Annotated in this window: 17 protein-coding genes and 1 pseudogene; 11 read left to right on the plus strand and 7 right to left on the minus strand. The window is 42.5% G+C overall.

Features of this window, described 5'->3' with window-relative positions:
• Positions 1 to 130 precede the first annotated feature (130 nt).
• From L6C30_RS12720 to L6C30_RS12730, 3 genes and pseudogenes are all read left to right on the plus strand, one after another.
• Positions 131 to 1,315, plus strand: coding sequence for an iron-containing alcohol dehydrogenase (locus L6C30_RS12720; protein ID WP_019837059.1), 1,185 nt, complete (start codon positions 131 to 133; stop codon positions 1,313 to 1,315).
• A 267-nt stretch (positions 1,316 to 1,582) separates the two neighbouring features.
• The gene (locus L6C30_RS12725) at positions 1,583 to 2,977 is read left to right on the plus strand and encodes an APC family permease (protein WP_019837058.1); all 1,395 of its coding nucleotides are present in this window, start codon (positions 1,583 to 1,585) and stop codon (positions 2,975 to 2,977) included.
• Between the two features lie 103 nt (positions 2,978 to 3,080).
• A pseudogene (locus L6C30_RS12730) lies at positions 3,081 to 4,318 on the plus strand (IS3 family transposase).
• A 183-nt stretch (positions 4,319 to 4,501) separates the two neighbouring features.
• Here L6C30_RS12730 and L6C30_RS12735 read toward each other — a convergent pair.
• The 7 genes from L6C30_RS12735 to rplU form a co-directional block, all read right to left on the minus strand.
• Positions 4,502 to 4,981 (minus strand): tRNA (cytidine(34)-2'-O)-methyltransferase, encoded by a 480-nt coding sequence (locus L6C30_RS12735; RefSeq protein ID WP_019837057.1) that lies wholly within the window; start codon positions 4,979 to 4,981, stop codon positions 4,502 to 4,504.
• Positions 4,982 to 5,070: 89 nt separating this feature from the next.
• Complete coding sequence (gene cysG, locus L6C30_RS12740; protein ID WP_019837056.1) at positions 5,071 to 6,441, minus strand: siroheme synthase CysG; 1,371 nt, start codon at positions 6,439 to 6,441, stop codon at positions 5,071 to 5,073.
• A gap of 67 nt (positions 6,442 to 6,508) precedes the next feature.
• A complete protein-coding gene (gene serS / locus L6C30_RS12745) occupies positions 6,509 to 7,780 on the minus strand; it encodes a serine--tRNA ligase (RefSeq protein ID WP_019837055.1) in 1,272 nt (423 codons plus the stop codon).
• 120 nt (positions 7,781 to 7,900) lie between these two features.
• Entirely contained in the window at positions 7,901 to 8,698 is a 798-nt protein-coding gene (locus L6C30_RS12750) for an RsiV family protein (protein ID WP_230244048.1), read from the minus strand.
• Positions 8,699 to 9,153: 455 nt separating this feature from the next.
• Positions 9,154 to 9,852 carry an outer membrane lipoprotein chaperone LolA gene (gene lolA, locus L6C30_RS12755; protein WP_019837053.1) on the minus strand — a complete coding sequence of 233 codons (699 nt, stop codon included), beginning with the start codon at positions 9,850 to 9,852 and terminating at the stop codon, positions 9,154 to 9,156.
• Between the two features lie 230 nt (positions 9,853 to 10,082).
• Positions 10,083 to 10,337 (minus strand): 50S ribosomal protein L27, encoded by a 255-nt coding sequence (gene rpmA, locus L6C30_RS12760; RefSeq protein WP_004760935.1) that lies wholly within the window; start codon positions 10,335 to 10,337, stop codon positions 10,083 to 10,085.
• Between the two features lie 19 nt (positions 10,338 to 10,356).
• The gene (gene rplU, locus L6C30_RS12765) at positions 10,357 to 10,668 is read right to left on the minus strand and encodes a 50S ribosomal protein L21 (RefSeq protein ID WP_004972275.1); all 312 of its coding nucleotides are present in this window, start codon (positions 10,666 to 10,668) and stop codon (positions 10,357 to 10,359) included.
• A 471-nt stretch (positions 10,669 to 11,139) separates the two neighbouring features.
• Between rplU and sdsA the strand changes: the two genes are divergently transcribed.
• From sdsA to L6C30_RS12805, 8 genes are all read left to right on the plus strand, one after another.
• On the plus strand, positions 11,140 to 12,117 hold the full coding sequence (gene sdsA, locus L6C30_RS12770; RefSeq protein WP_230244047.1) for an All-trans-nonaprenyl-diphosphate synthase: 978 nt from the start codon (positions 11,140 to 11,142) through the stop codon (positions 12,115 to 12,117).
• A gap of 12 nt (positions 12,118 to 12,129) precedes the next feature.
• The gene (locus tag L6C30_RS12775) at positions 12,130 to 14,190 is read left to right on the plus strand and encodes a site-specific recombinase (protein WP_230244046.1); all 2,061 of its coding nucleotides are present in this window, start codon (positions 12,130 to 12,132) and stop codon (positions 14,188 to 14,190) included.
• A 133-nt stretch (positions 14,191 to 14,323) separates the two neighbouring features.
• Positions 14,324 to 14,941: a phosphatase PAP2 family protein gene (locus L6C30_RS12780; protein ID WP_230244045.1), complete on the plus strand. Its 618-nt coding sequence runs from the start codon at positions 14,324 to 14,326 to the stop codon at positions 14,939 to 14,941.
• Positions 14,942 to 14,962: 21 nt separating this feature from the next.
• Complete coding sequence (locus tag L6C30_RS12785) at positions 14,963 to 16,225, plus strand: efflux RND transporter periplasmic adaptor subunit (protein WP_019837049.1); 1,263 nt, start codon at positions 14,963 to 14,965, stop codon at positions 16,223 to 16,225.
• A gap of 13 nt (positions 16,226 to 16,238) precedes the next feature.
• Positions 16,239 to 19,418: an efflux RND transporter permease subunit gene (locus L6C30_RS12790; RefSeq protein WP_230244044.1), complete on the plus strand. Its 3,180-nt coding sequence runs from the start codon at positions 16,239 to 16,241 to the stop codon at positions 19,416 to 19,418.
• Positions 19,418 to 20,863, plus strand: a complete 1,446-nt coding sequence (adeK, locus tag L6C30_RS12795) for a multidrug efflux RND transporter AdeIJK outer membrane channel subunit AdeK (RefSeq protein WP_230245610.1) — start codon at positions 19,418 to 19,420, stop codon at positions 20,861 to 20,863. Before L6C30_RS12790 ends, adeK begins: the two co-directional genes overlap by 1 nt.
• Before the next feature lie 141 nt (positions 20,864 to 21,004).
• The gene (locus L6C30_RS12800; RefSeq protein WP_019837046.1) at positions 21,005 to 21,361 is read left to right on the plus strand and encodes a YbjQ family protein; all 357 of its coding nucleotides are present in this window, start codon (positions 21,005 to 21,007) and stop codon (positions 21,359 to 21,361) included.
• Between the two features lie 31 nt (positions 21,362 to 21,392).
• Positions 21,393 to 21,827 (plus strand): YbjQ family protein, encoded by a 435-nt coding sequence (locus tag L6C30_RS12805; RefSeq protein WP_230244043.1) that lies wholly within the window; start codon positions 21,393 to 21,395, stop codon positions 21,825 to 21,827.
• Positions 21,828 to 22,024: the final 197 nt, after the last annotated feature.

Raw genomic sequence — 22,024 nt, forward strand, 5'->3', positions numbered from 1 at the left:
CAGCGTTTAATTGGTTTTGGGAAAAAAGAAGAGTTTAAGGAAATTTTGGCAATTTTAAGAAAGCAGAATCCTGATAGGATAAGGGTTCTGTGAAATTTGTCGTGTACAGAGTTCAAACGGAGTGCATAACATGGCGAAGCCTTATTACGAATTTTTTTGCCCAGTCAAAGTCATTGCAGGTCATGCTGCGTTAGAACATATTCCGTTTGAATTGGCGACACTCGGTTCACAACGCCCAATGATCATTACTGACAAAGGCGTGCGTTCCAACAATTTGCTTGCCCCGATTGAAGCAGCTTTTGAATCTACCGATGCCGTGATTGGCTATGTTTTTGATGATGTCCCGCAAGATTCAAGTGTGGCAACAGTTCGTCGTGCTGCGCAGTTGTACCGTGAAAACAACTGTGATGCCATTATTGCGGTGGGTGGCGGTTCAGTCATTGACACCTCTAAAGCTACCAATATTTTAGTCAGCGAAGGCGGTGATGACTTGTTGCAATATTCAGGTGCACATAACTTACCGCGCCCACTGAAACCATTTTTTGTGATTCCTACTACATCAGGCACGGGTTCAGAAGTCACGATGGTTGCGGTGGTATCCGACACCGAAAAGAACGTCAAAATGCCGTTTGCATCGTATTACTTAATGCCACATGCAGCCATTTTAGACCCGCGTATGACGCAAACTTTGCCACCACATTTAACAGCAATGACGGCTATGGATGCCATGACGCACGCCATTGAAGCTTATAGTTGCATGGCAGCCAACCCAATTTCTGATGCTTATGCTACGGCAGCAATTAAAAAAATCAGCAATAACCTGTTCAATGTATTAGACAACCCAAGCGATGAACAAGGCCGTTTGGAACTGGCACAAGCATCAACCATGGCGGGGATTGCGTTTTCAAATTCTATGGTGGGTTTGGTCCATTCCTTAGGTCATGCCTTGGGTGCTGTGGCGCATTTACCACATGGACTCTGCATGAATTTATTTTTGCCATACGTGTTGGAATACAACAAAGACGTCAATGCTGATAAAATTGCCGAACTGCTATTACCATTGGCTGGCGCAGATGTTTACGCACAAACCCCTGCACATTTACGTGCCGATAAAACCATTTCGACACTCTTAGCCATTCGTGACCGCTTATACGCACTGACCAAATTACCACGAACTTTACAAGAAACGGGTAAAGTCAGCGAAGCGCAATTAGATGAAGTGGCTGAAAAAGCCCTGAACGATGGTTCGATTATTTATAACCCGAAAGAGGCCAATTTAGAAGAACTCAAAGCTATCTTAAAAAAGGCTTGGTAATTCCTACAAAATAGGCCAATATAACCGAAAATCTAGCCTGATGTTTTTCTAAACATCGGGCTTTTCATTGGTAGACTGCTGCGTCTGATATTTTTTCATCAATGTGGCATATTTTCTGCTAAAAAAGAAAACAAAGATACTGACAAAGCGCATCATTATGGAGTAGATTGGCGCGTTTTTACTTTTTATGTAGGGGGGATTGTTCGTCTCAAACAATCCTGAACAAACATGACTGATCCTTGATCAACGATTAAGAGGATAACGCCGTTGACAAATATCTCTGGGACTCAATCGGCAGCTAAACTGCAAAAAACGCTAGGGCTCTGGCACATCATTATTATTGGTTTAGCCTATATTCAACCGATGACGTTATTCGACACTTTCGGTTTAGTATCGGAAGAAAGTCATTTTCACGTACCCACATCTTATATTTTTGCACTAGTTGCCATTTTGCTCACGTCTTTGAGTTATGGTCACATGATTCGTCGTTACCCATCTTCAGGGTCGGCCTATACCTATGCACAAAAATCCATTCACCCCAACGTCGGCTTTATGGTGGGTTGGTCATCCTGGCTGGATTACCTGCTCTCGCCAATGGTCAATATTATTTTGGCGGTGATTTATTTAGAAGCGTTATTCCCTGAAGTGAATCACTGGATTTGGGTGGTGGTACTCACCGCATTCATGACAGGTGTTAACTTGCGTGGTGCGCGCTTTGTGGCGAACTTCAACAGCTTGATTGTGTTAATCCAGTTGGTGGTGATTGGTGTCTTTACTTGGATGATGTTCACCAAATTACAAGCTGGTTTTAATGCCGATGGCCCTATTACCGCAGAACAACGCTATCAGTTATGGAGCTTAGAGCCTTTCTGGAATGAACTTACCTCGGTAGGTGCATTAATTACGGGTGCAACCCTACTCTGCTTCTCATTTACAGGCTTTGACTCACTCAGCTCACTTGCAGAAGAAACCAAAGATACAGAGAAAACCTTACCAAAAGCGATTTTCTTAACTGCACTAATTGCAGGCGTAATCTTCATTGTTAGCACCTATTTCATGCAAATTTATTTCCCGAATGAACCGGGTAGCTACTTTAAAAATATCGCAGAAACTCAGCCAGAAATTTTACTGTTGGTGGGTGGCTCGCTGTTCCAATCTTATGTACTGACCTTTGCAATTGTAACGGTCATGGCATCTGGTATTTCAGCGCATGCAGGTGTATCACGCTTAATGTATGTGATGGGTCGTGATGGCGTGATCAACAAAAAACTCTTTGGTCATATCAGCCCACGTAACTACACGCCTTCATACAACATTCTAATTGTGGGTGCTGTAGCCTTAACTGCTGGTTTTATGGATCTAGATTTTGTGATTTCATTGATCAGTTTTGGCGCTCTCACCGCATTTAGTTTTGTGAATTTATCGGTGATTTCACGTTATGCGCTGCGTGATGGTCGCACCAAAGGCTTTAAGGACATTCTCAATTTTGTGATCGTACCGTTATGTGGCTTTATTGCAGTGTTTGCTTTATGGCTCGAAGTCGATGAAACTTCATTGAAGTATGGCTTATGGTGGGCGATGTTTGGGGTTTTATACCTCGGTTATAAAACCAAAGGCTTTAAACACCCTGCTCCGCAGCACAATGAGTTTGATGATCGCTAAAACAAATAGCTTCTCAATCTTCAGATCAGGCGCTTTATGCGCCTTTTCTTATGTCTAAAATGTCCCGTCCTGAAATAAGTTTACACCTTAAGAGACTTATTTTATGGAACATGCACGAGAACAACGAGTTAAGCGCACACAACGTGATTATAGCTTCGCCTTTAAAATGATGGTGGTACATGAAGTAGAAAAAGTGCAAATTACTTATAAACAAGCTCAGGCAAAATATGGTATTCAAGGAAGATCAACTGTGCTGGTATGGTTACGCAAGCACGGACAACAGGATTGGACTTCGAATATGCCTACTTCTTCTAAACGCCAATTGACACCCCAACAACGAATCCGCCAATTAGAAAAGCAGTTAGCCGCAGAAAAGCTTAAAACTGAATTTATTCAGGATGTGATTTATCACATTGATAAAGAATGTGGGACTGATCTTGGAAAAAAGTATACCGAGCACGTTTCAAAGATTGGCAAAGCCAAAGAAGACTAAGCGTTTCACATTATTGTCAGTGATTGGGAATCACCCGACAAGCTTATTATCAAGCAGAAAAACGTGCTCAAATGACTGCACAAGCAACTGAACAAATACTTGAGTTGGTTATGGAATATCGCTGTCTCATGCCAAGTATCGGAACACGTAAACTGTATTGGCTTATTAAAGGCAAATTGTTGCAACGTGGTTTAAAGTGTGGACGGGATCAGTTATTTAAAATATTGAAAGAAAATAACTTATTGATTCGCCCTAAGCGTCGCTATACAAAAACTACGGATAGCAAGCATTGGATGAAGAAGCATCCAAATTTATTAAAGGATTATTCAGCAGTGCAAGCCAATGAAGTCTTTGTTAGTGATATTACCTATGTTGAGAGTGCTGAAGGTGTGCATTATTTATCCTTGGTGACAGATGCTTATACCCGACAGATTAAAGGTTATAAGTTATCGAATGATATGCGTGCGGAGAATGTTGTGCAGGCTCTACATATGGCGATGCAGCAAGCGACAGATCGAGCGACTAGGATGATTCATCATTCAGATAGAGGTGCTCAATATTGCTCTGAGCTATATCAATCGGCATTGCGCCATTATGGGATATGTCCTTCCATGACAGATGGAGGCCTTGCGAAACAGTGTTTCTCATACCAGAATGCATTAGCAGAGCGGATTAATGGAATATTAAAGCAGGAGTTTTTAACTACACGATGTCAAACTATGAAGGAGTTAGATCACTTAATTGCGGAATCTATCATGATTTATAATTGCTATAGACCACATTTAAGTTTAAATATGAACACCCCGAATCAGACGTATGAGCAAACTAAAACCGAGCTAATTGCTTAACTCGGTTTGAAGTGGAATACTGTCAATCTATTTCAGGACAAGACAAAATGGGTTATAAGTTTTTATCAGTAAAATAACCAAAAATAAAAAAGCTGAGTACAATTTTATCTCAGCTTTTTGTTCATCAACGCAGATCATTGATACTCAAGATCGCACTAAATTTGAAATAAATTAATGGTCAAATTAGAGCAATACTTTAAAACCTTGCTGACGCCATGCTTCATACACAATCACAGCCGTTGCATTAGACAAATTTAAACTGCGTGAGTTTTCTGCCATTGGTAAACGAATCCAGTGCTGCTGCGGAAACAACATGCGTACAGCTTCAGGCAAACCGCGAGTTTCAGGCCCCATCAACAAGGCAACAGGTCGGTTTAAATCTGAAGTATGTGGTGTTTCTGTACCTTTGGTGGTCAATGGATAAATCGCATCCAAGCCCACACCTTTACGATCTAAATCAGCCAAACATTGCTCAAGATTGTCCCAAATTTGCATACGTGCCCATTCGTGATAATCCAAACCTGCACGTTTCAGCTTTTTATCATCCAATTCAAAACCTAATGGCTTAATCAAATGTAATTGCGCACCTGTATTGGCACATAAACGAATGATATTGCCTGTGTTAGCTGGAATTTCAGGCTCATATAAAACAACGTGGATCACAAATTTTCTCTACTTTTCACAATCTCTCCTAAGCTCCCTTAAAAATGTAGCAACTCTCCTCTTTTAAAAGAGGGATGGCGAGAGATTCATTACCATTTTAACTGTTCACGTAAATTGACCACCTCACCAATAATGGTCAAGGTAGGCGCCTGAATTTGGTGCTGTTCGACTTTGCTGACAATATTCGCCAACGTCCCCACTACCACTTTTTGTTCAGGTGTCGTGCCTTTAGAAATTAAAGCGACAGGCATATCCGCCCGTTGTCCATGCGCAATCAGTTTTGCACAAATGCTTTCCAAGCCAACCAAGCCCATGTACAGCACCAAGGTTTGATTTTCATACACCAATTCTGACCACGGCAATTCAGGCGAACCTTCTTTTAAATGCCCGGTCAAGAAACGTACACTTTGTGCATAATCTCGGTGGGTCAGTGGAATACCCGCATAAGCCGCACAGCCCGACGCTGCAGTAATGCCTGGTACGACCTGAAATGACACACCTGCTTCATACAACTCTTGAATTTCTTCACCGCCACGCCCAAAAATAAAAGGATCACCACCTTTTAAACGGCAAACTCGCTTACCTGCTTGTGCATATTTAACCAATAACGCATTAATACCTTCTTGCGGCACAGCATGGTTAGAGCGCGCCTTTCCAACATAAACTTTTTCAGCATCACGGCGGCACAATTCCAAAATGGGTGCAGACACCAAACGGTCATAAATCACCACATCGGCTTGCTGCATTAAACGCAAGGCTTTTAAGGTCAGTAACTCAGGATCACCTGGCCCTGCACCAACCAAATACACCTCGCCTTTTGGCGTTTGCCATTCCGCTAAAGCCTGTTGGATACTTTGGTTTGCAGCGTCAAGATTGTCATTGAACACCTGTTCTTTAAGAGGACTGGCATATAGCTCCTCCCAAAAAATACGGCGCTCTTCTGGATTTACAATTTTCTGTTTTACCGCTGCACGCCACTGACCTGAAAACTCAGCCAGTTTGCCCATACCATGCGGAATACTGCTTTCCAGTTGAGTACGAATTTGACGTGATAACACGGGAGATGTGCCATTACTTGCAACTGAAATCACTAAAGGCGAACGGTCAATGATCGCAGGCACCATAAAACGACAATGTGGCGGATCATCAACACTATTGACCAGCACATTTTCGGCTTCGCAAGCTGCAAAAACTTGCTGATTGACCAGGTTGTTATCTGTTGCAGCAATCACCAAACGATAGTGACGCAGCGCAGTAGATGAACTAAAAACATCTTGCACATACTGCCCCTGACTCTGCTGCACCAGTTGCAGTAAATTGTCATCAATTTCAGGAGCAAGTACATCAATTTTTGCGCCCGCTTTAGCCAGTAACAGTGCTTTACGATAAGCAATATGTCCACCACCCACAATCAGGCAACGTTGCTGCTGCAACTTTAAAGAGATTGGGAAAATTTCCACGATACGCCTCTATATTTTTTAGATCTGATTGAGCTAAAGCAAAAACCATGCACAAATTCGATGCATTTTAGTCTATATGACTAATACCGCCCATATATGGACGTAACACTTCAGGAATTTCGATTGAACCATCAGCACGTTGATAGTTTTCCATCACTGCAAGTAAAGTACGACCTACAGCTAAACCTGAACCATTCAACGTATGCACCAATTCGATCTTCTTCTGATCTACGCGGTAGCGTGCTTTCATACGTCGTGCTTGGAAATCTCCCATGTTTGAGCAACTTGAGATTTCACGATAGGTATTTTGGCTTGGCACCCATACTTCTAAGTCATAAGTTTTGGTTGCACCAAAACCCATATCACCACCACAGAGCAAAATTTTACGATATGGTAAGCCTAATGCCTGCAAAATGCCCTCTGCATGTGCAGTTAGTTCTTCAAGCGCCTGCATTGAGTGCTCTGGTTTTGAAATTTGCACCATTTCGACCTTATCGAACTGATGTTGACGAATCAAACCACGAGTATCGCGACCATAAGAACCTGCTTCGCTGCGGAAACAAGGTGTATGCGCGGCATATTTTAATGGCAAGCGTTCAGGGTCAATGATTTCATCTCGAACAAAGTTGGTGACAGGAACTTCGGCAGTTGGAATCAAATAATATTCTTTTTCACCTTGTAATTTGAACAAATCTTCTTCAAATTTAGGCAGTTGACCTGTACCACGCAATGAATCTGCATTAACCAAATACGGTACATACGCTTCGGTATAACCATTCTGAACAGTATGCGTATCTAACATGAACTGTGTAATCGCACGTTGTAAACGCGCCAATGGTCCTTTCAGAACACTAAAACGAGAACCTGTTAATTTGGTTGCAGTTTCAAATTCCAAACCACCCATCATTTCGCCAAGATCGGTATGATCTTTAATTTCAAAATCAAACTGGCGTGGTGTACCCCATTTCAATACTTCTACATTATCAGCTTCATCTTTACCTTCTGGCACGGACTCATCGGGCAAGTTTGGAATAGACAGCAATTTAGCTTCTAACTCATCTTGCAATTCTGCCAAAGCCACTTCAGCAGTTTTAATTTCATCTCCAATGGCAGCCATACGTGCCATAATTTCAGAAGCATCGCCACCTGCTTTTTTTATCTGACCGACTTGTTTGGCACCCGAATTACGTTCTGCCTGTAAGGCTTCGGTTTTAGATTGCAATTCTTTACGACGTGCTTCAAGTGCTGCCCACTCTGCCACATCTAACTGCACACCACGTTTTGCCAAGGCTAAATTTACAGCCTCAATATTATTTCTGAGTAATTTCGGGTCAATCATAGCCAATCTTGGAATAAGAAAAAAACTGGCTATAGTGTAAGCGCTTCGAGTTAAAAAATACAGTAACCCGATTCACAGCTGCACCTTATTACAGCAATCTCTGCGTATTTTTGTGCAATTTTATTGGCTCGGATACTGTGGCAAACTTGGCAAATATTCAGGCTTAATTAATTTCTCCGTCGCATAATAAGGCAGAATCAATTCAGGCATACCTTCTGCATAAGATGCCAATTCATACAAGGGATAGACAAAGACCAAACCATTGGCACCATAATAAAAATTATCGCTCAGTTTAAATTTTTCAAGGGAAATATCATGTTCGTCTAGCCAGTTATAATTATGGTTAAACAATTCTTCGGTCATTTTAGCTTCCGTATTGGGCAGCATAATATCTTGCAGCGCCAAACGCTTTTTCTGTTTTAAATCAAGAGTCACAAATTCTTGGTGATGAATACCATGTGCTGCACCCGCAGGGTAACTGTAGCTTTGCAAACTAAACGTCGCTAAATTGGCATGTTGCCCGATATAACGCACATAGCTTGAACTCTGACTCAGCCGCATAGGATCAGTTTCTTCTACTTTTGGCGTTTCAGTTGATGCTGCAGCCTTGGAAAATGCAATTGGGTCTGCCTTTTGCAGGCGCTGCATAAAATATTCATCAATCCACGCTACATTGGTTTTTACCGTCTGAATATCGTAAGCAGTACAACCTTCTTCATCACAAATTTGCTGCTGTGGCAATTTTAGTGCCACCACTTTAGCTTGAATCAGAGGAATATCGGCTGTGACAGATGCAGACGCAGCTTGCTCTGTTTCGGCTTTAGAAGTTGCCTCACTCTTTGGCTGACATGCAGTCAACAACAATACTGAACTTAAAGTGACAGCACCCAAAAACACCTGTGATTTTAAATATTGCATTAAATTCCCCCTCAGCCACGATTCACATAGTCTAATGATTAGAAATGCAAACATACATAAATTTTACGATAAAATTTCTTCAATTGAATTAGTCAAGACTATAGATAACTCATACTGTTCAATCCTAGAGCAGTTGTGTAACGGAATAATCGGGTGATAAAGTTGCTTAAAATTTCTGATCAGATTTTTGCGTAATTATTTTTATTTTTTATTATAAATCAAAATGCTATCAGCACTTCATTAATGCATAATAATGATCTTTGATGACTCAGTCTATATCCTGCTTACAGCAAAATGTGAATTATCCCAAGATTTATCCACAGAAATTGTGGATTTCTTCGAGAAGCTGCTCAAATAAATTTCCGCTATGCTGAAGCTGTAAACCTTCTCCCTGTGGAAGAAGGCTAGAAAGGGATAGCAAATTATGCTTTAAAAGAACGTATAAAAACATTCAGTTATTGATCAATAATGTCCGTGCCTTTTGGCGGCGTGAAGTTAAAGGTCGATGCAGGAATATTGGCATTGACTTTCACATTGTTAAAACGCACATGCGTGGTTTGACCCAATGAATCCTGCAGAATCATTAAAGTTGGCGCGTTACGTGCACCAAAACTAATGGTTAAACTCTGAAATACACCATCATCACTTTTTGGGTATAAAGTGTAATAGGTTTTTGACTTATTCGGCTGGGTCACACGATACGACTGCATGATTTGATTGGTATTGCCCGAAAGCAACAATGCAGGTGTATTTGCCACTTGATCATCTAGGCTTTGACGTACCGCTTGCTGTAAGTCTGGATCATAAATCCATACGGTTTTACCTGTGGTCACAATTGTCTGTTTGGCTGGACTGGTGGTTTCCCAAAAGAATTTACCCGGACGTTCAACTTTCATAACCCCTTTAAAATTCTGGTTCATGTGTTGTGCCGATAAACCACGGTTTGGCAAAGCCTTACCATTGTTGCTAACTTTTGTAGTTTGCTCAAAGTTGGCAGTAAAACTTTTAATGCCATTCAATTGTTTAACAAGATTTGCTGTCGCTTGTTGCTCCGATGCTGCCACTGGCGCAGCAAACACTGTAGTACTCATGATTGGCGCTAAAGTGGTTGCACCCAATGCCACAGCACACATCGTTTTACGAAGCATATTCATAGATTCACCTTTTTATATTTGCTCAATCGCAATGTTTTGGATGTCCCATCTTAAACCAATTTCTGGCGCTAATATGATAGAAAATAAGAAGTTTTGTATGCTTATTAATATAAAATGTAGAAATTTATCCATCATGATGAAGAACTAAAATTTATCTTTTGACCCTAACTCTCCATCGTATAGACATAAAAAAACCCACAATCACTTGTGGGTTTTTTCACTATTTCAGCTTACGCTTCAACAGATACGTAGCGACGGCCAAATTGACCTTTCACTTCGAATTTTACTACGCCGTCAGCAGTAGCAAATAAAGTATGGTCGCGGCCCATACCTACGTTTGCACCAGCGTGGAATTCTGTACCACGTTGACGAACGATGATGTTACCAGCAGTTACAGTTTGACCACCGTAAACTTTAACACCTAACATCTTAGGATTCGAATCACGACCGTTCTTAGTCGATCCACCGGCTTTTTTAGTTGCCATGTCTATTTACTCCTAGTGATTAGCCTGCAATACCAGTAATTTTCAACTCGGTAAACCATTGACGGTGACCTTGTTGCTTACGGTAGTGTTTACGACGACGCATTTTAACAATACGGATTTTGTCGTGACGACCATGACCAACCACTTCTGCAGTTACTTTAGCGCCAGCAACAACTGGAGCACCGATTTGAACGTTGTCACCGTTTACAACCATTAATACGTCATCAAACGTAATAGTTGCGCCAGTTTCAGCTTTCAATAATTCAACTTTAAGGGTTTCACCCTCAACAACACGGTGCTGTTTACCACCGCTTTGGATTACTGCGTACATAATGTACTCCAAACATGCCCGTGTCGTCGTGCCGATAAAGGGATATATCGATCTTAAAACGAACGCCACTGGGGGTTATTCAAGGGCAAGGATTTTAAGCCATATTGACACAAACAACAAGCCATTTAACGGCAATTATCGCACAACAAGGTTGATTATTTAATACCCAGCCACGTTAATGACTTTTGCCGCCTTATTCATCTTCAAAGGATCAATTAATATAGACAGATTGTGTTGGCGTAAACTGCCTGGCTTGTTAAAATCATACCAAGTTAAGCAAACATCTGAATTTACCCATAAAGTTATTGACTTCGTTTTCAAGTAGAATTAACAATTACAGCATTTGACAGTTGACTAACTATTGCATTCATTGTGTTATTTTCGCAGACTTAAGCAGTTTTCTTAACCCTAAGATACGTTACAACTGATTCAATTACGTTGTCATTCAATATTATTGAGGTTTCTCTTCACATGACCATCGACTTTAAGCAAGACATTCTCGCCCCTGTTGCTTCTGATTTTGCTGCGATGGATACATTTATTAATGAAGGGATTACCTCTAAAGTCGCGTTGGTGATGGCAGTCAGCAAGCATGTGGTCGAAGCTGGCGGTAAGCGGATGCGTCCAATTATGTGTCTACTTGCGGCCAAAGCTTGTGGCGCAGAAGATTTAGAACGTCAACGCAAACTGGCTGCGATCATTGAAATGCTGCATACAGCAACTTTGGTACATGATGATGTGGTGGATGAGTCTGGCTTACGTCGTGGTCGGCCTACTGCCAATGCAACTTGGAATAACCAAACAGCAGTTTTAGTCGGTGACTTTTTAATTTCCCGCGCCTTTGACCTATTGGTCGACTTAAACGATTTGGTGTTGCTGAAAGACTTTTCAACAGGCACTTGTCAAATTGCCGAAGGTGAAGTTATGCAATTACAGGCACAGCATCAACCTGACACCACAGAACAAATTTATTTAGACATTATTCACGGCAAAACTTCACGTTTATTTGAACTTGCCACCGAAGGTGCAGCAATTTTAACAGGCACGCCACAGTACCGTGAGCCGTTGCGCTTATTTGCAGGACACTTTGGCAATGCCTTCCAAATTATTGATGATATTTTAGATTACACGTCAGACGCTGAAACATTAGGTAAAAATATTGGCGATGATTTAATGGAAGGCAAACCCACTTTGCCTTTAATCTCTGCATTAAGAAATACCACTGGCGAACAACATCAAATTATTCGTCGCAGTATTGCGACAGGTGGTACTTCAGACCTCGATCAGGTCATTGCCATTGTGCAGTCCTCTGGCGCTCTCGATTATTGCCGCCAACGTGCCACAGAAGAAACTAAAGCCGCAATTAACGCTTTAGAAGCATTGCCAGATTCAGAGTCTCGTCAGGCTTTAAAGAATTTAGCCTTAATGGCTTTACATCGCATTCAATAATTTAAGCAGCTTATGCATATAAAACTCAACGATTTACTTAGAAAAATGCAAGAACAGCTAGATACACCCAAAGCTGTTCTGGATGAAAGTCTGCTGATTGAACTGGTCAATCGTATCCGTCCAACTGACACTCAAGATTTAGAAGAAACCCATGAAAAGTTTCAGGCTTTTTTGCAAGCACTTCTGCTAACGCCTGATGCCAGCTCAACCTTGCAACATTTTGTTTTACGTCTAATCAATCAATACAAACAAACCAGTTTATTTGCCGACACGGGTATTTTATCGCTCGATGGCTTTTGGAATCAGTTATTTCAACGTTTAGGCGCACATTTTTTACCGCTGATTCATGATGAAAGCCAACTGCAAGATTTAGTCCGTCGGGTTTTTCCACTACGCAGTGACAAATACTGGCTCGACAATATTGAAGATGCCGAATGGCAGCAATTGTTTACTTTGCTGAATCGCGGACATGGTGGACAAACGCAAAAACGCCTGATCCGCAGTGAAATTATTAAAGCCCTGACAGTGTTGTCGTATCGGGTCAGTGGCATTGGTTTGTATCCTGAATTTATTAATGCCTACCCTGAACTGAGTGAATATGATTCACCTTTTTTGGCACAAAACCGTGAAATCAACGAATTTATTCAGCTTTATAAAGTTGCCGATCAGCAACACGATCAAATCAGTGCCATTCAACCACCCGATGCCTCTCAAGCTTTGGTAATGATTGACCAATGTCATGATGTCAGCAGTAAAATTCGTCGTGCGACTAAACGTACTGGCGTCAGTATCAGCCTGACCTATTTATTGTCTTTACTGGAACAATGTTTAGAGCGCATTGAGCTGTTGCTAAATTTAATCGTGGCGCAAGACAATGTCGCTTATGTTTCCGCAGGACAGTTACTTGTAGATGTAACTTCGGCGTTGTATAGCGAACGCAGTGTACGTTCCTTGCTTGCAGAAAATAGTGAGTTAATTGCCTTACAAGTTACTGAAAATGCCAGTAAAACGGGTGAGCATTATGTTAGTACCGATAAAGATGGCTTTTGGGGCATGTATAAAGCTGCAGCAGGTGCAGGTGTTTTAATTGCCATAATGGCGACTTTAAAAACCCTCGCCTCGCGTTTAGTCCTTGCCCCGATGATGCAGGCTATCATCAACAGCATGATTTATTCATTTGGTTTTATGCTAATTCATGTCTTGCACTTTACCGTTGCCACTAAACAACCCGCAATGACAGCAGCAGCACTCGCCTCGACGGTTCAACACCGCAAAGGCTCTAAGATGGCGCAAATCGCCGAACTTGCAGCCTTAATTATTAATATTATCCGTACGCAATTCGTCGCTATTTTGGGCAATATTTCGATTGCAATTCCAGTTGCAGCCTTAATTGCGTTTAGTTGGGATGCCATGTTAAATGAACCGTTGATGTCACACGCCAAAGCATCCCATTTGCTACACGACTTAAATCCGTTTACGTCACTTGCCATTCCGCATGCAGCCATTGCCGGGGTATTTTTATTTCTGTCTGGTTTGATTGCGGGTTATTTCGATAACATGGCCGTATACCGTAAAGTCGGGCCACGCCTAAAAGCTCATCTGCATTTAAAAAAGTTACTCGGACAAGAACGTCTCAATACATTTGCCACCTATATAGAACGAAACTTAGGGGCTTTAGCAGGTAACTTCCTGTTCGGGATTATGCTCGGTAGTACCGCTACACTGGGATATATTTTGGGTTTACCTATTGATATTCGCCATATTGCCTTCGCTTCTGCCAACTTTATTCAGGGTTTAATGAATATTAATGGCTCACCTGAAATTGGCCTGATTATTGTGTCATTCTTAGGGGTGCTGCTGATTGGTTTAACAAACTTATTTGTCAGTTTTAGTTTAACCATTATCGTGGCATTACGTGCACGTCGGGTGCGTTTTGAACAGTGGAAACCTCTGGCAAAATTAGTGATGACTCACTTTTTAACCCGTCCGAGTGATTTCTTTTGGCCACCGAAACAACCCTTAACTGTAGATGATGATTCATCCTCAAATACTGATCAGAATGATAAAATTTAGTGTAGATTTAAGCTGCGCAACAAGTAAAAAAATCTTCTTGTTTATATTGGCTTGAAATAAAGTGTACTGACTAGTACACTTTATTCCATTCATGAACCGTGCGTAAATCGGTTAAACTTTCAGGGATTTCAGCATGCCCAAAATACTGCTTTATCTCGGTGGTTTACTATTTATAATCAGTGTTTTAGTGCTAAATATTCCAAGTTGGCAACAGGTTGATTTTGCCATTGTGGAGTTTGTAAGTACTCAACGCACCGCACATTTGAATCAATTGGCAATCACACTTTCTGTATTAGGGGGCTTGCCATTTGTATTATTTTTAACATGCCTATGCTTTTTCTATTTGGCATGGTATAAAAAATACGCAAAAATTGTTTTTATCAGTGTAGGACTGGTCGTAAGTATTGCGCTGTCGTGGCTGCTCAAATACCTATTCGCGCGACCCCGCCCGCCTGAAGCATTGCATTTGGTGGAAACTTTTGGCGATTCATTTCCTAGTGGCCATAGTTTTTATGCTGCAACTTTAGGTTGTTTGGTGATTTACCTGAGTTTGCAACATCCAGCACATAAAAATTTATCTGTGTGTGCATGGTTATGGATGTTGCTGATGGGCATTTCCCGTGTGTATTTGGGAGTGCACTATCCTTCAGATGTCCTCTCCGGTTGGAGCATAAGTTTTATTTGGATCACATTATGGTATCTGTTTTGCGCTCATTATCTGCAAGACAAACCAATACATAAGTTTAGATAAAAATCTAATAGAGGTGAAAGAATGATGTCTGCAAAGCTTTGGGCACCCGCCCTGACTGCTTGCGCATTAGCCACAAGTTTAGCGCTTGTGGGTTGTAGCAAAGATCCAAAAGATGCACAGCAAACAGGTGCAGCTCAGCAAATGCCACCGACTGAGGTTGGTGTACTAGTGGCACAGCCACAAAGTGTGGAACAGTCTGTAGAACTGTCAGGACGTACCACAGCCTTTGAAATTTCAGAAGTTCGCCCACAAACGAGTGGTGTGGTTCTGAAACGCTTATTTACTGAAGGCAGCTACGTACGCGAAGGTCAGGCACTTTATGAAATTGACTCGCGCACCAACCGTGCCAGTTTAGACAGTAGCCGTGCAGCACTCACCCGTCAACAAGCACAACTGAATGTGTTGCGGGTTAAAGAAGGTCGTTACCGCCAACTGGTGGGTAGCAATGCCATTTCTAAACAAGAATATGATGACATTGTGGCACAGGTCAAACTTGCCGAAGCCGATGTTGCTGCGACTCAAGCAGAAGTACGAAATGCCGAAATTAACTTAGGTTATTCGACTGTACGCGCACCAATTTCAGGGCAAACTAACCGCTCTACGGTAACTGCAGGTGCACTGGTTACGGCGAGTCAAGCGGAACCCTTAGTGACTATTCAGCGCTTAGATCCAATTTATGTAGACATCAATCAGTCTAGTGCAGAATTACTTCGCTTACGTCAGCAACTGAGTCAGGGCAGTTTAAACAGCAGCAACAACACCAAAGTGAAGTTAAAACTTGAAGATGGTAGCTACTACCCTGTTGAAGGTCGTTTGGCTTTTTCTGATGCCAGTGTGAACCCAGAAACAGGCACGGTGACATTACGCGCCGTGTTCCCTAATTCAAATCACTTATTGTTGCCTGGTATGTTTGCCACTGCGCAAATTGTGCAAGGTGTAATTCCTAACGCGATCTTAATTCCACAAGCTGCGATTAGCCGTACACCTACTGGTCAGGCAATGGCGATGATTGTGAATGCTAAAGGTATCGTTGAACCGCGCCCTGTAACCACAGTTGGTACGCAAGGCAGCAACTGGATTGTGACTGAAGGTCTGCAAACCGGCGATAAAGTGATTGTAGACGGTGTTGCTAAAGTAAAAGCTGATCAGCAAGTGGTTGCTAAGCCGTATCAACCTCAAGGCGCTGCTCCACAAGCCGCACCTGCTGCACCAGCAAAATCGGGTGATGCAAAACCAGCCTCAGAAGCCCAAGCCACTGAACCAAAAACTACTTCAAATACATAAGGAGTAGACGTTAATGGCTCACTTTTTTATTCATCGCCCCATTTTTGCATGGGTGATTTCATTGGTGATCATGTTGGCGGGGATTATTACCCTCACCAATATGCCAATTGCCCAATATCCGACCATTGCACCGCCAACGGTCACCATTGCTGCAACCTATCCGGGTGCATCTGCTGAAACTGTGGAAAACACGGTAACACAAATCATTGAACAGCAAATGAACGGCTTGGATGGACTGCGCTATATTTCATCCAACAGTGCGGGTAATGGTTCTGCATCGATTACATTAAACTTTGAACAAGGCATCGACCCAGATATTGCACAGGTTCAAGTACAGAATAAATTACAATCTGCTACGGCGCTGTTGCCTGATGATGTGCAACGTCAGGGCGTAAAAGTCACCAAATCAGGCGCAAGCTTCTTACAGGTTCTCGCTTTTTACTCACCTGATGAAAGCCTTTCTGCCGATGACATTAAAGACTATGTTAACTCTAACATTTCTGAACCGCTGAGCCGTGTTGCAGGTGTGGGTGAAGTGCAAGTCTTTGGTGGCTCATACGCTATGCGTATTTGGATGGATCCTGCCAAAATGGCAAGTTTGCAAGTCACACCAAGTGATATTGCTCAAGCCATTCGCACCCAAAACGCACAGGTTGCGGTAGGTCAATTGGGCGGCGCACCTTCAATTCAAGGTCAAGCTTTGAATGCGACGGTTACTGCGCAAAGCTTGCTGCAAACACCTGAACAATTTAGCAATATTTTCCTAAAAAATACCGCTTCGGGCGCTCAAGTGCGCTTGGGTGATGTCGCACGAATTGAACTTGGTGCAGACAACTATCAGTTTATTTCTAAATACAACGGTAAGCCTGCAGGCGGTGTCGCAATTAAATTGTCTACAGGTGCTAACGCCCTCGATACTGCTGCAGCTGTCGAAGAACGCCTCAAACAATTACGTCCAAACTACCCTACAGGTTTAAAGGATGAATTGGCCTTTGATACCACACCATTCATTGAACTTTCGATTAAGAGTGTTGTTAAAACTTTAATTGAAGCGATCATTTTGGTCTTTATTGTGATGTTCCTATTCTTACAGAATTGGCGTGCCACAATTATTCCAACTATGGCCGTACCTGTGGTAGTACTGGGTACTTTTGCCGTGATCAATATGTTTGGCTTCACGATTAACACTCTGACCATGTTTGCCATGGTACTGGCGATTGGTTTATTGGTTGATGACGCAATTGTTGTGGTGGAAAACGTAGAACGTGTCATGGTCGAAGAACATCTTGACCCTGTAGCGGCGACTGAAAAGTCAATGAAACAGATTTCAGGCGCACTGATCGGGATTACATCGGTATTGTCTGCAGTATTTATACCTATGGCATTCTTTGGTGGAACAACAGGCGTTATTTATCGTCAATTCTCTATTACTCTTGTGACTGCAATGGTGTTGTCACTGGTGGTGGCGTTGACCTTTACCCCTGCCCTGTGTGCCACGATTCTCAAACAGCACGATCCAAACAAACCTGAAAGCAACGGTATTTTTGCGCGTTTCTTCCGCTGGTTTAACCGCAGTTTTGATAAGCTCTCGGTTAAGTATCAAGGCGGTGTTAACCGCATGACGCATCATAAAATCTTCTCGGGGGTTTTATATGCAGTGGTACTGGGCATTATTGTGTTATTGTTCCAAAAACTACCATCATCATTCTTACCTGATGAAGATCAGGGGGTGGTGATGACATTGGTACAACTCCCGCCAAATGCAACTCTGGAACGTACTGAAGCCACCATGACCAGCATGAGCAACTTTTTCAGAGAAAATGAAAAAGAGCATGTGGAGTCGGTATTTAGTGTTTCGGGCTTCTCTTTTACAGGGATTGGTCAAAACGCAGGTATGGCATTCATTAAGCTAAAAGACTGGAGTGAGCGTACGAGCCCTGAATCACAAGTCGGTGCAATCATCCAGCGTGGTATGGCACTGAACATGATTGTGAAAGATGCCACTTACATCATGCCATTACAGCTTCCTGCGATGCCAGAATTAGGGGTCAGCTCAGGCTTTAACTTACAACTGAAAGATGCTGCGGGCAATGGTCACGAAAAACTCACCATGGCACGTAATATTGTCTTGGGTGAAGCAGCGAAAGACCCACGCTTAATGGGGGTGCGTCCAAATGGTCAGGAAGATACGCCACAGTACCGTATTATTATTGACCAAGCGCAAGCAGGTGCGGCAGGTGTCAGCATTGCTGAAATCAACAGCACCATGAGCATGGCTTGGGGTGGTTCGTACATCAATGATTTTATTGACCGTGGTCGTGTGAAAAAAGTCTATGTTCAAGCTGAATCAGACTCACGCATGATGCCTGAAGACCTGAACAAGTGGTATGTCCGCAACAATAGTGGTGATATGGTGCCATTCTCTGCCTTTGCAACAGGTGAATGGACTTATGGTTCACCGCGTTTGGAACGCTATAACGGCGTATCTGCCAAGAACATTCAGGGTTCACCTGCGCCAGGTGTCAGCTCTGGTGAAGCCATGCAAGCAATGGAAGAAATTGTCGCAAAACTACCTTCTATGGGCTTAAACGGCTTTGATTATGAATGGACAGGTTTATCGCTTGAAGAACGTGAATCGGGCGATCAGGCACCATTCCTCTATGCACTGTCATTACTGATTGTATTCTTATGTTTGGCAGCCTTGTATGAAAGTTGGTCTATTCCATTTTCGGTGCTGTTGGTGGTACCGTTGGGTATTGTCGGAGCATTATTGCTCACCTTCAGTGGTATGATTTTGTTCAAAAACCCGAACCTATCCAACAACATTTACTTCCAAGTGGCAATTATTGCCGTGATTGGTTTATCTGCTAAAAACGCGATTTTGATTGTGGAATTTGCCAAAGAGCTACAAGAAAAAGGTGAAGACCTGTTTGAAGCCACTTTGCATGCTGCAAAAATGCGTTTACGTCCAATCATTATGACCACGTTGGCCTTTGGTTTTGGTGTATTGCCGCTTGCACTTTCATCAGGTGCGGGTGCAGGTAGCCAACACTCGGTCGGTTATGGTGTTTTAGGTGGTGTGATTAGCTCAACCTTGTTAGGTATCTTCTTTATTCCTGTATTCTATGTCTGGATTAGAAGTATCTTTAAATACAAACCAAAACAACAAAATCATCAGGAGCATGTATCGTGATGCAAAACTTATGGTCGCATACAGGCCGTGGTATTGCGGTTTCTGCCCTCGCGCTTGCTTTGACAGCTTGTCAAAGTATGCGTGGGCCAGAGCCCGTCGCTCAGGCAAGTATTCCAAGCAGCTATACTGCTGCTGCATCGGGTATTTCTGTGGCTGAACAAGGTTATAAAGATTTCTTTGCCGATCAACGCTTATTACAAGTCTTAGATATGGCATTAAACAATAACCGTGATTTACGCACAGCGACGCTGAATATCCAACGTGCCCAACAAGCCTATCAAATTACCGAAAACAACCAGTTACCCACAATTGGTGCTAGCGGTGGCGTACTACGTCAAGATCAAGGTACTGCTTTAGGAACTCACACACGCTATAACGTTGGTTTAGGTGTGACTGCCTACGAACTGGATTTTTGGGGTCGTGTACGCAGCCTAAAAGACAATGCCTTAGATAATTTCTTGGCAACTCAAAGCTCGCGTGATGCCACACAAATTTCTCTGATTGGTCAGGTCGCACAAGCATGGCTCAACTACTCGTTTGCCAATGCCAATTTGAAACTGGCAGATCAAACTTTAAAAGCTCAGCTTGAATCTTACAATCTGAACAAAAAGCGTTTTGATGTGGGTATCGACAGCGAAGTACCTGTGCGCCAAGCACAAATTTCGGTAGAAACAGCACGTAATGACGTTGCCAACTATAAAACCCAAGTGGCTCAGGCACAGAACTTACTAAACTTGTTGGTGGGCGAACAAGTTCCAAGTACGTTATTGCCAACGCAGCGTGTAACACGTATTACTAACAATACCGCAATTGGCGCAGGCTTACCTAGTGACTTGCTAAATAACCGTCCTGATATTCGTACTGCAGAATATCGACTATCGGCTGCGGGTGCCAATATCGGCGCAGCAAAAGCTCGTTTATTCCCAAGCATTAGCCTTACGGGCAATGCAGGCTATGCGTCAACTGACTTGAGTGATTTGTTTAAATCAGGCAGTTTTGTTTGGGCAGTGGGCCCGAGCATCGACTTGCCAATTTTTGATTGGGGCACACGCCAAGCCAACATCAAAATTTCTGAAACGGATCAGCAAATTGCTTTGGCAGACTATGAAAAATCAATTCAGTCTGCGTTCCGTGAAGTAAATGATGCCTTAGCAGTTCGTCAAAATATTGGTGATCGTTTAGCGGCACAAAAACGCTTGGTTGATGCGACCAATACTACTTACAAATTGTCTAATGCACGTTTCCGCGCAGGCATAGATAACTATTTAACCGTGTTGGATGCACAGCGTACATCTTATGCAGCAGAACAAGGTTTATTGTTGTTGGAACAAGCCAATTTGAACAATCAGGTGGAGTTGTATAAATCTTTGGGTGGCGGTGTAAAAGCCAATACTTCAGATGCCACTTCGCAACCTGCATCATCGGCAGAACGTAAAGCGCAATAAGCCTTTGCGTCTACCTAAATTTGCTGCTTAACAGCTCAGACACAAAGACTAAATCAGCTCACTTCGGTGGGCTTTTTTTATTGCTTTTTGCCAATACATTTCATATCTTCAATACGTCTTGTTTTTAAATATTAGAATCTTATGTTGCTCAGTAATCTTGAATCTGTACCGGGTCATCGTATTTCACGGCAAATTGATGTGGTCTATGGCAGCACCGTACGCAGTAAGCATGTGGGGCGTGACTTGTTGGCAGGACTCAAAAATATTGTCGGTGGTGAATTAACGGCTTATACCGAATTACTAGAAGAATCACGCCAAGAAGCAATGGATCGTATGATTGCTAAAGCACGTGGTTTAGGTGCCAATGCCATTGTCGGGATTCGCTTTTCTACCTCAAATATTGCCCAAGGTGCTTCGGAATTATTTGTTTATGGTACAGCGGTGGTGGTCGAAGCAGATATTCCTAAACTTCCAGACCCATTTCCAGCATCACATTAAAGCAAAGATTATTGGACAGGAATAACATCACATGGATAATTTAATTCTGCAAATTGTTGTCTTTGCGATTTTATTTGCCGTAGGTTTTGGTTTTGGCCGACACAACGAACGCAAGCATTTCAAATATTTAGCCGAACAAGAACTGCGTTTAAGCTATATTCAAATTGATAATAACCGCTTCCAGACCAGTCCCAATTTTGGGCAATTGATACATAGTAATGTGGTCATTTCTCACGATTATTTTAAGTTTGTGATTGCCAATATTCAGAACTTCTTTGGCGGGCGTTTGAGCAGTTATGAAAGTATTGTCGAGCGTGCGCGTCGAGAAGCAATCGTCCGTTTAAAATTAGAAGCTGAAAAAAAGGGCGCAAATCATATTATGGGGCTGCGTTTAAGCACCACAGAATTGAGTATGCAAGGCGGTATGGTCGAAGTTTTTGCTTATGGAACGGCGGTTCAGAAATAATGTTATCCCTCTCCTTAGAAAGTGACACTTCTTATCTTACGGATGAGAAGAAGTATCATGTACTTTTGTGGATGAGGAAGTCTAACAGTAAGCGTCCGCTGAACCCCATGCCTATTTTTTAATTTGAGTTGGATTTCCAGCGATGTGGCAGTAATTCTTCAATCTGAGTCACTTTATGTGTCGGCAACCTTTTCAGC

Source organism: Acinetobacter sp. KAM396 (assembly GCF_021602765.1).
Classification (GTDB): domain Bacteria; phylum Pseudomonadota; class Gammaproteobacteria; order Pseudomonadales; family Moraxellaceae; genus Acinetobacter; species Acinetobacter towneri_A.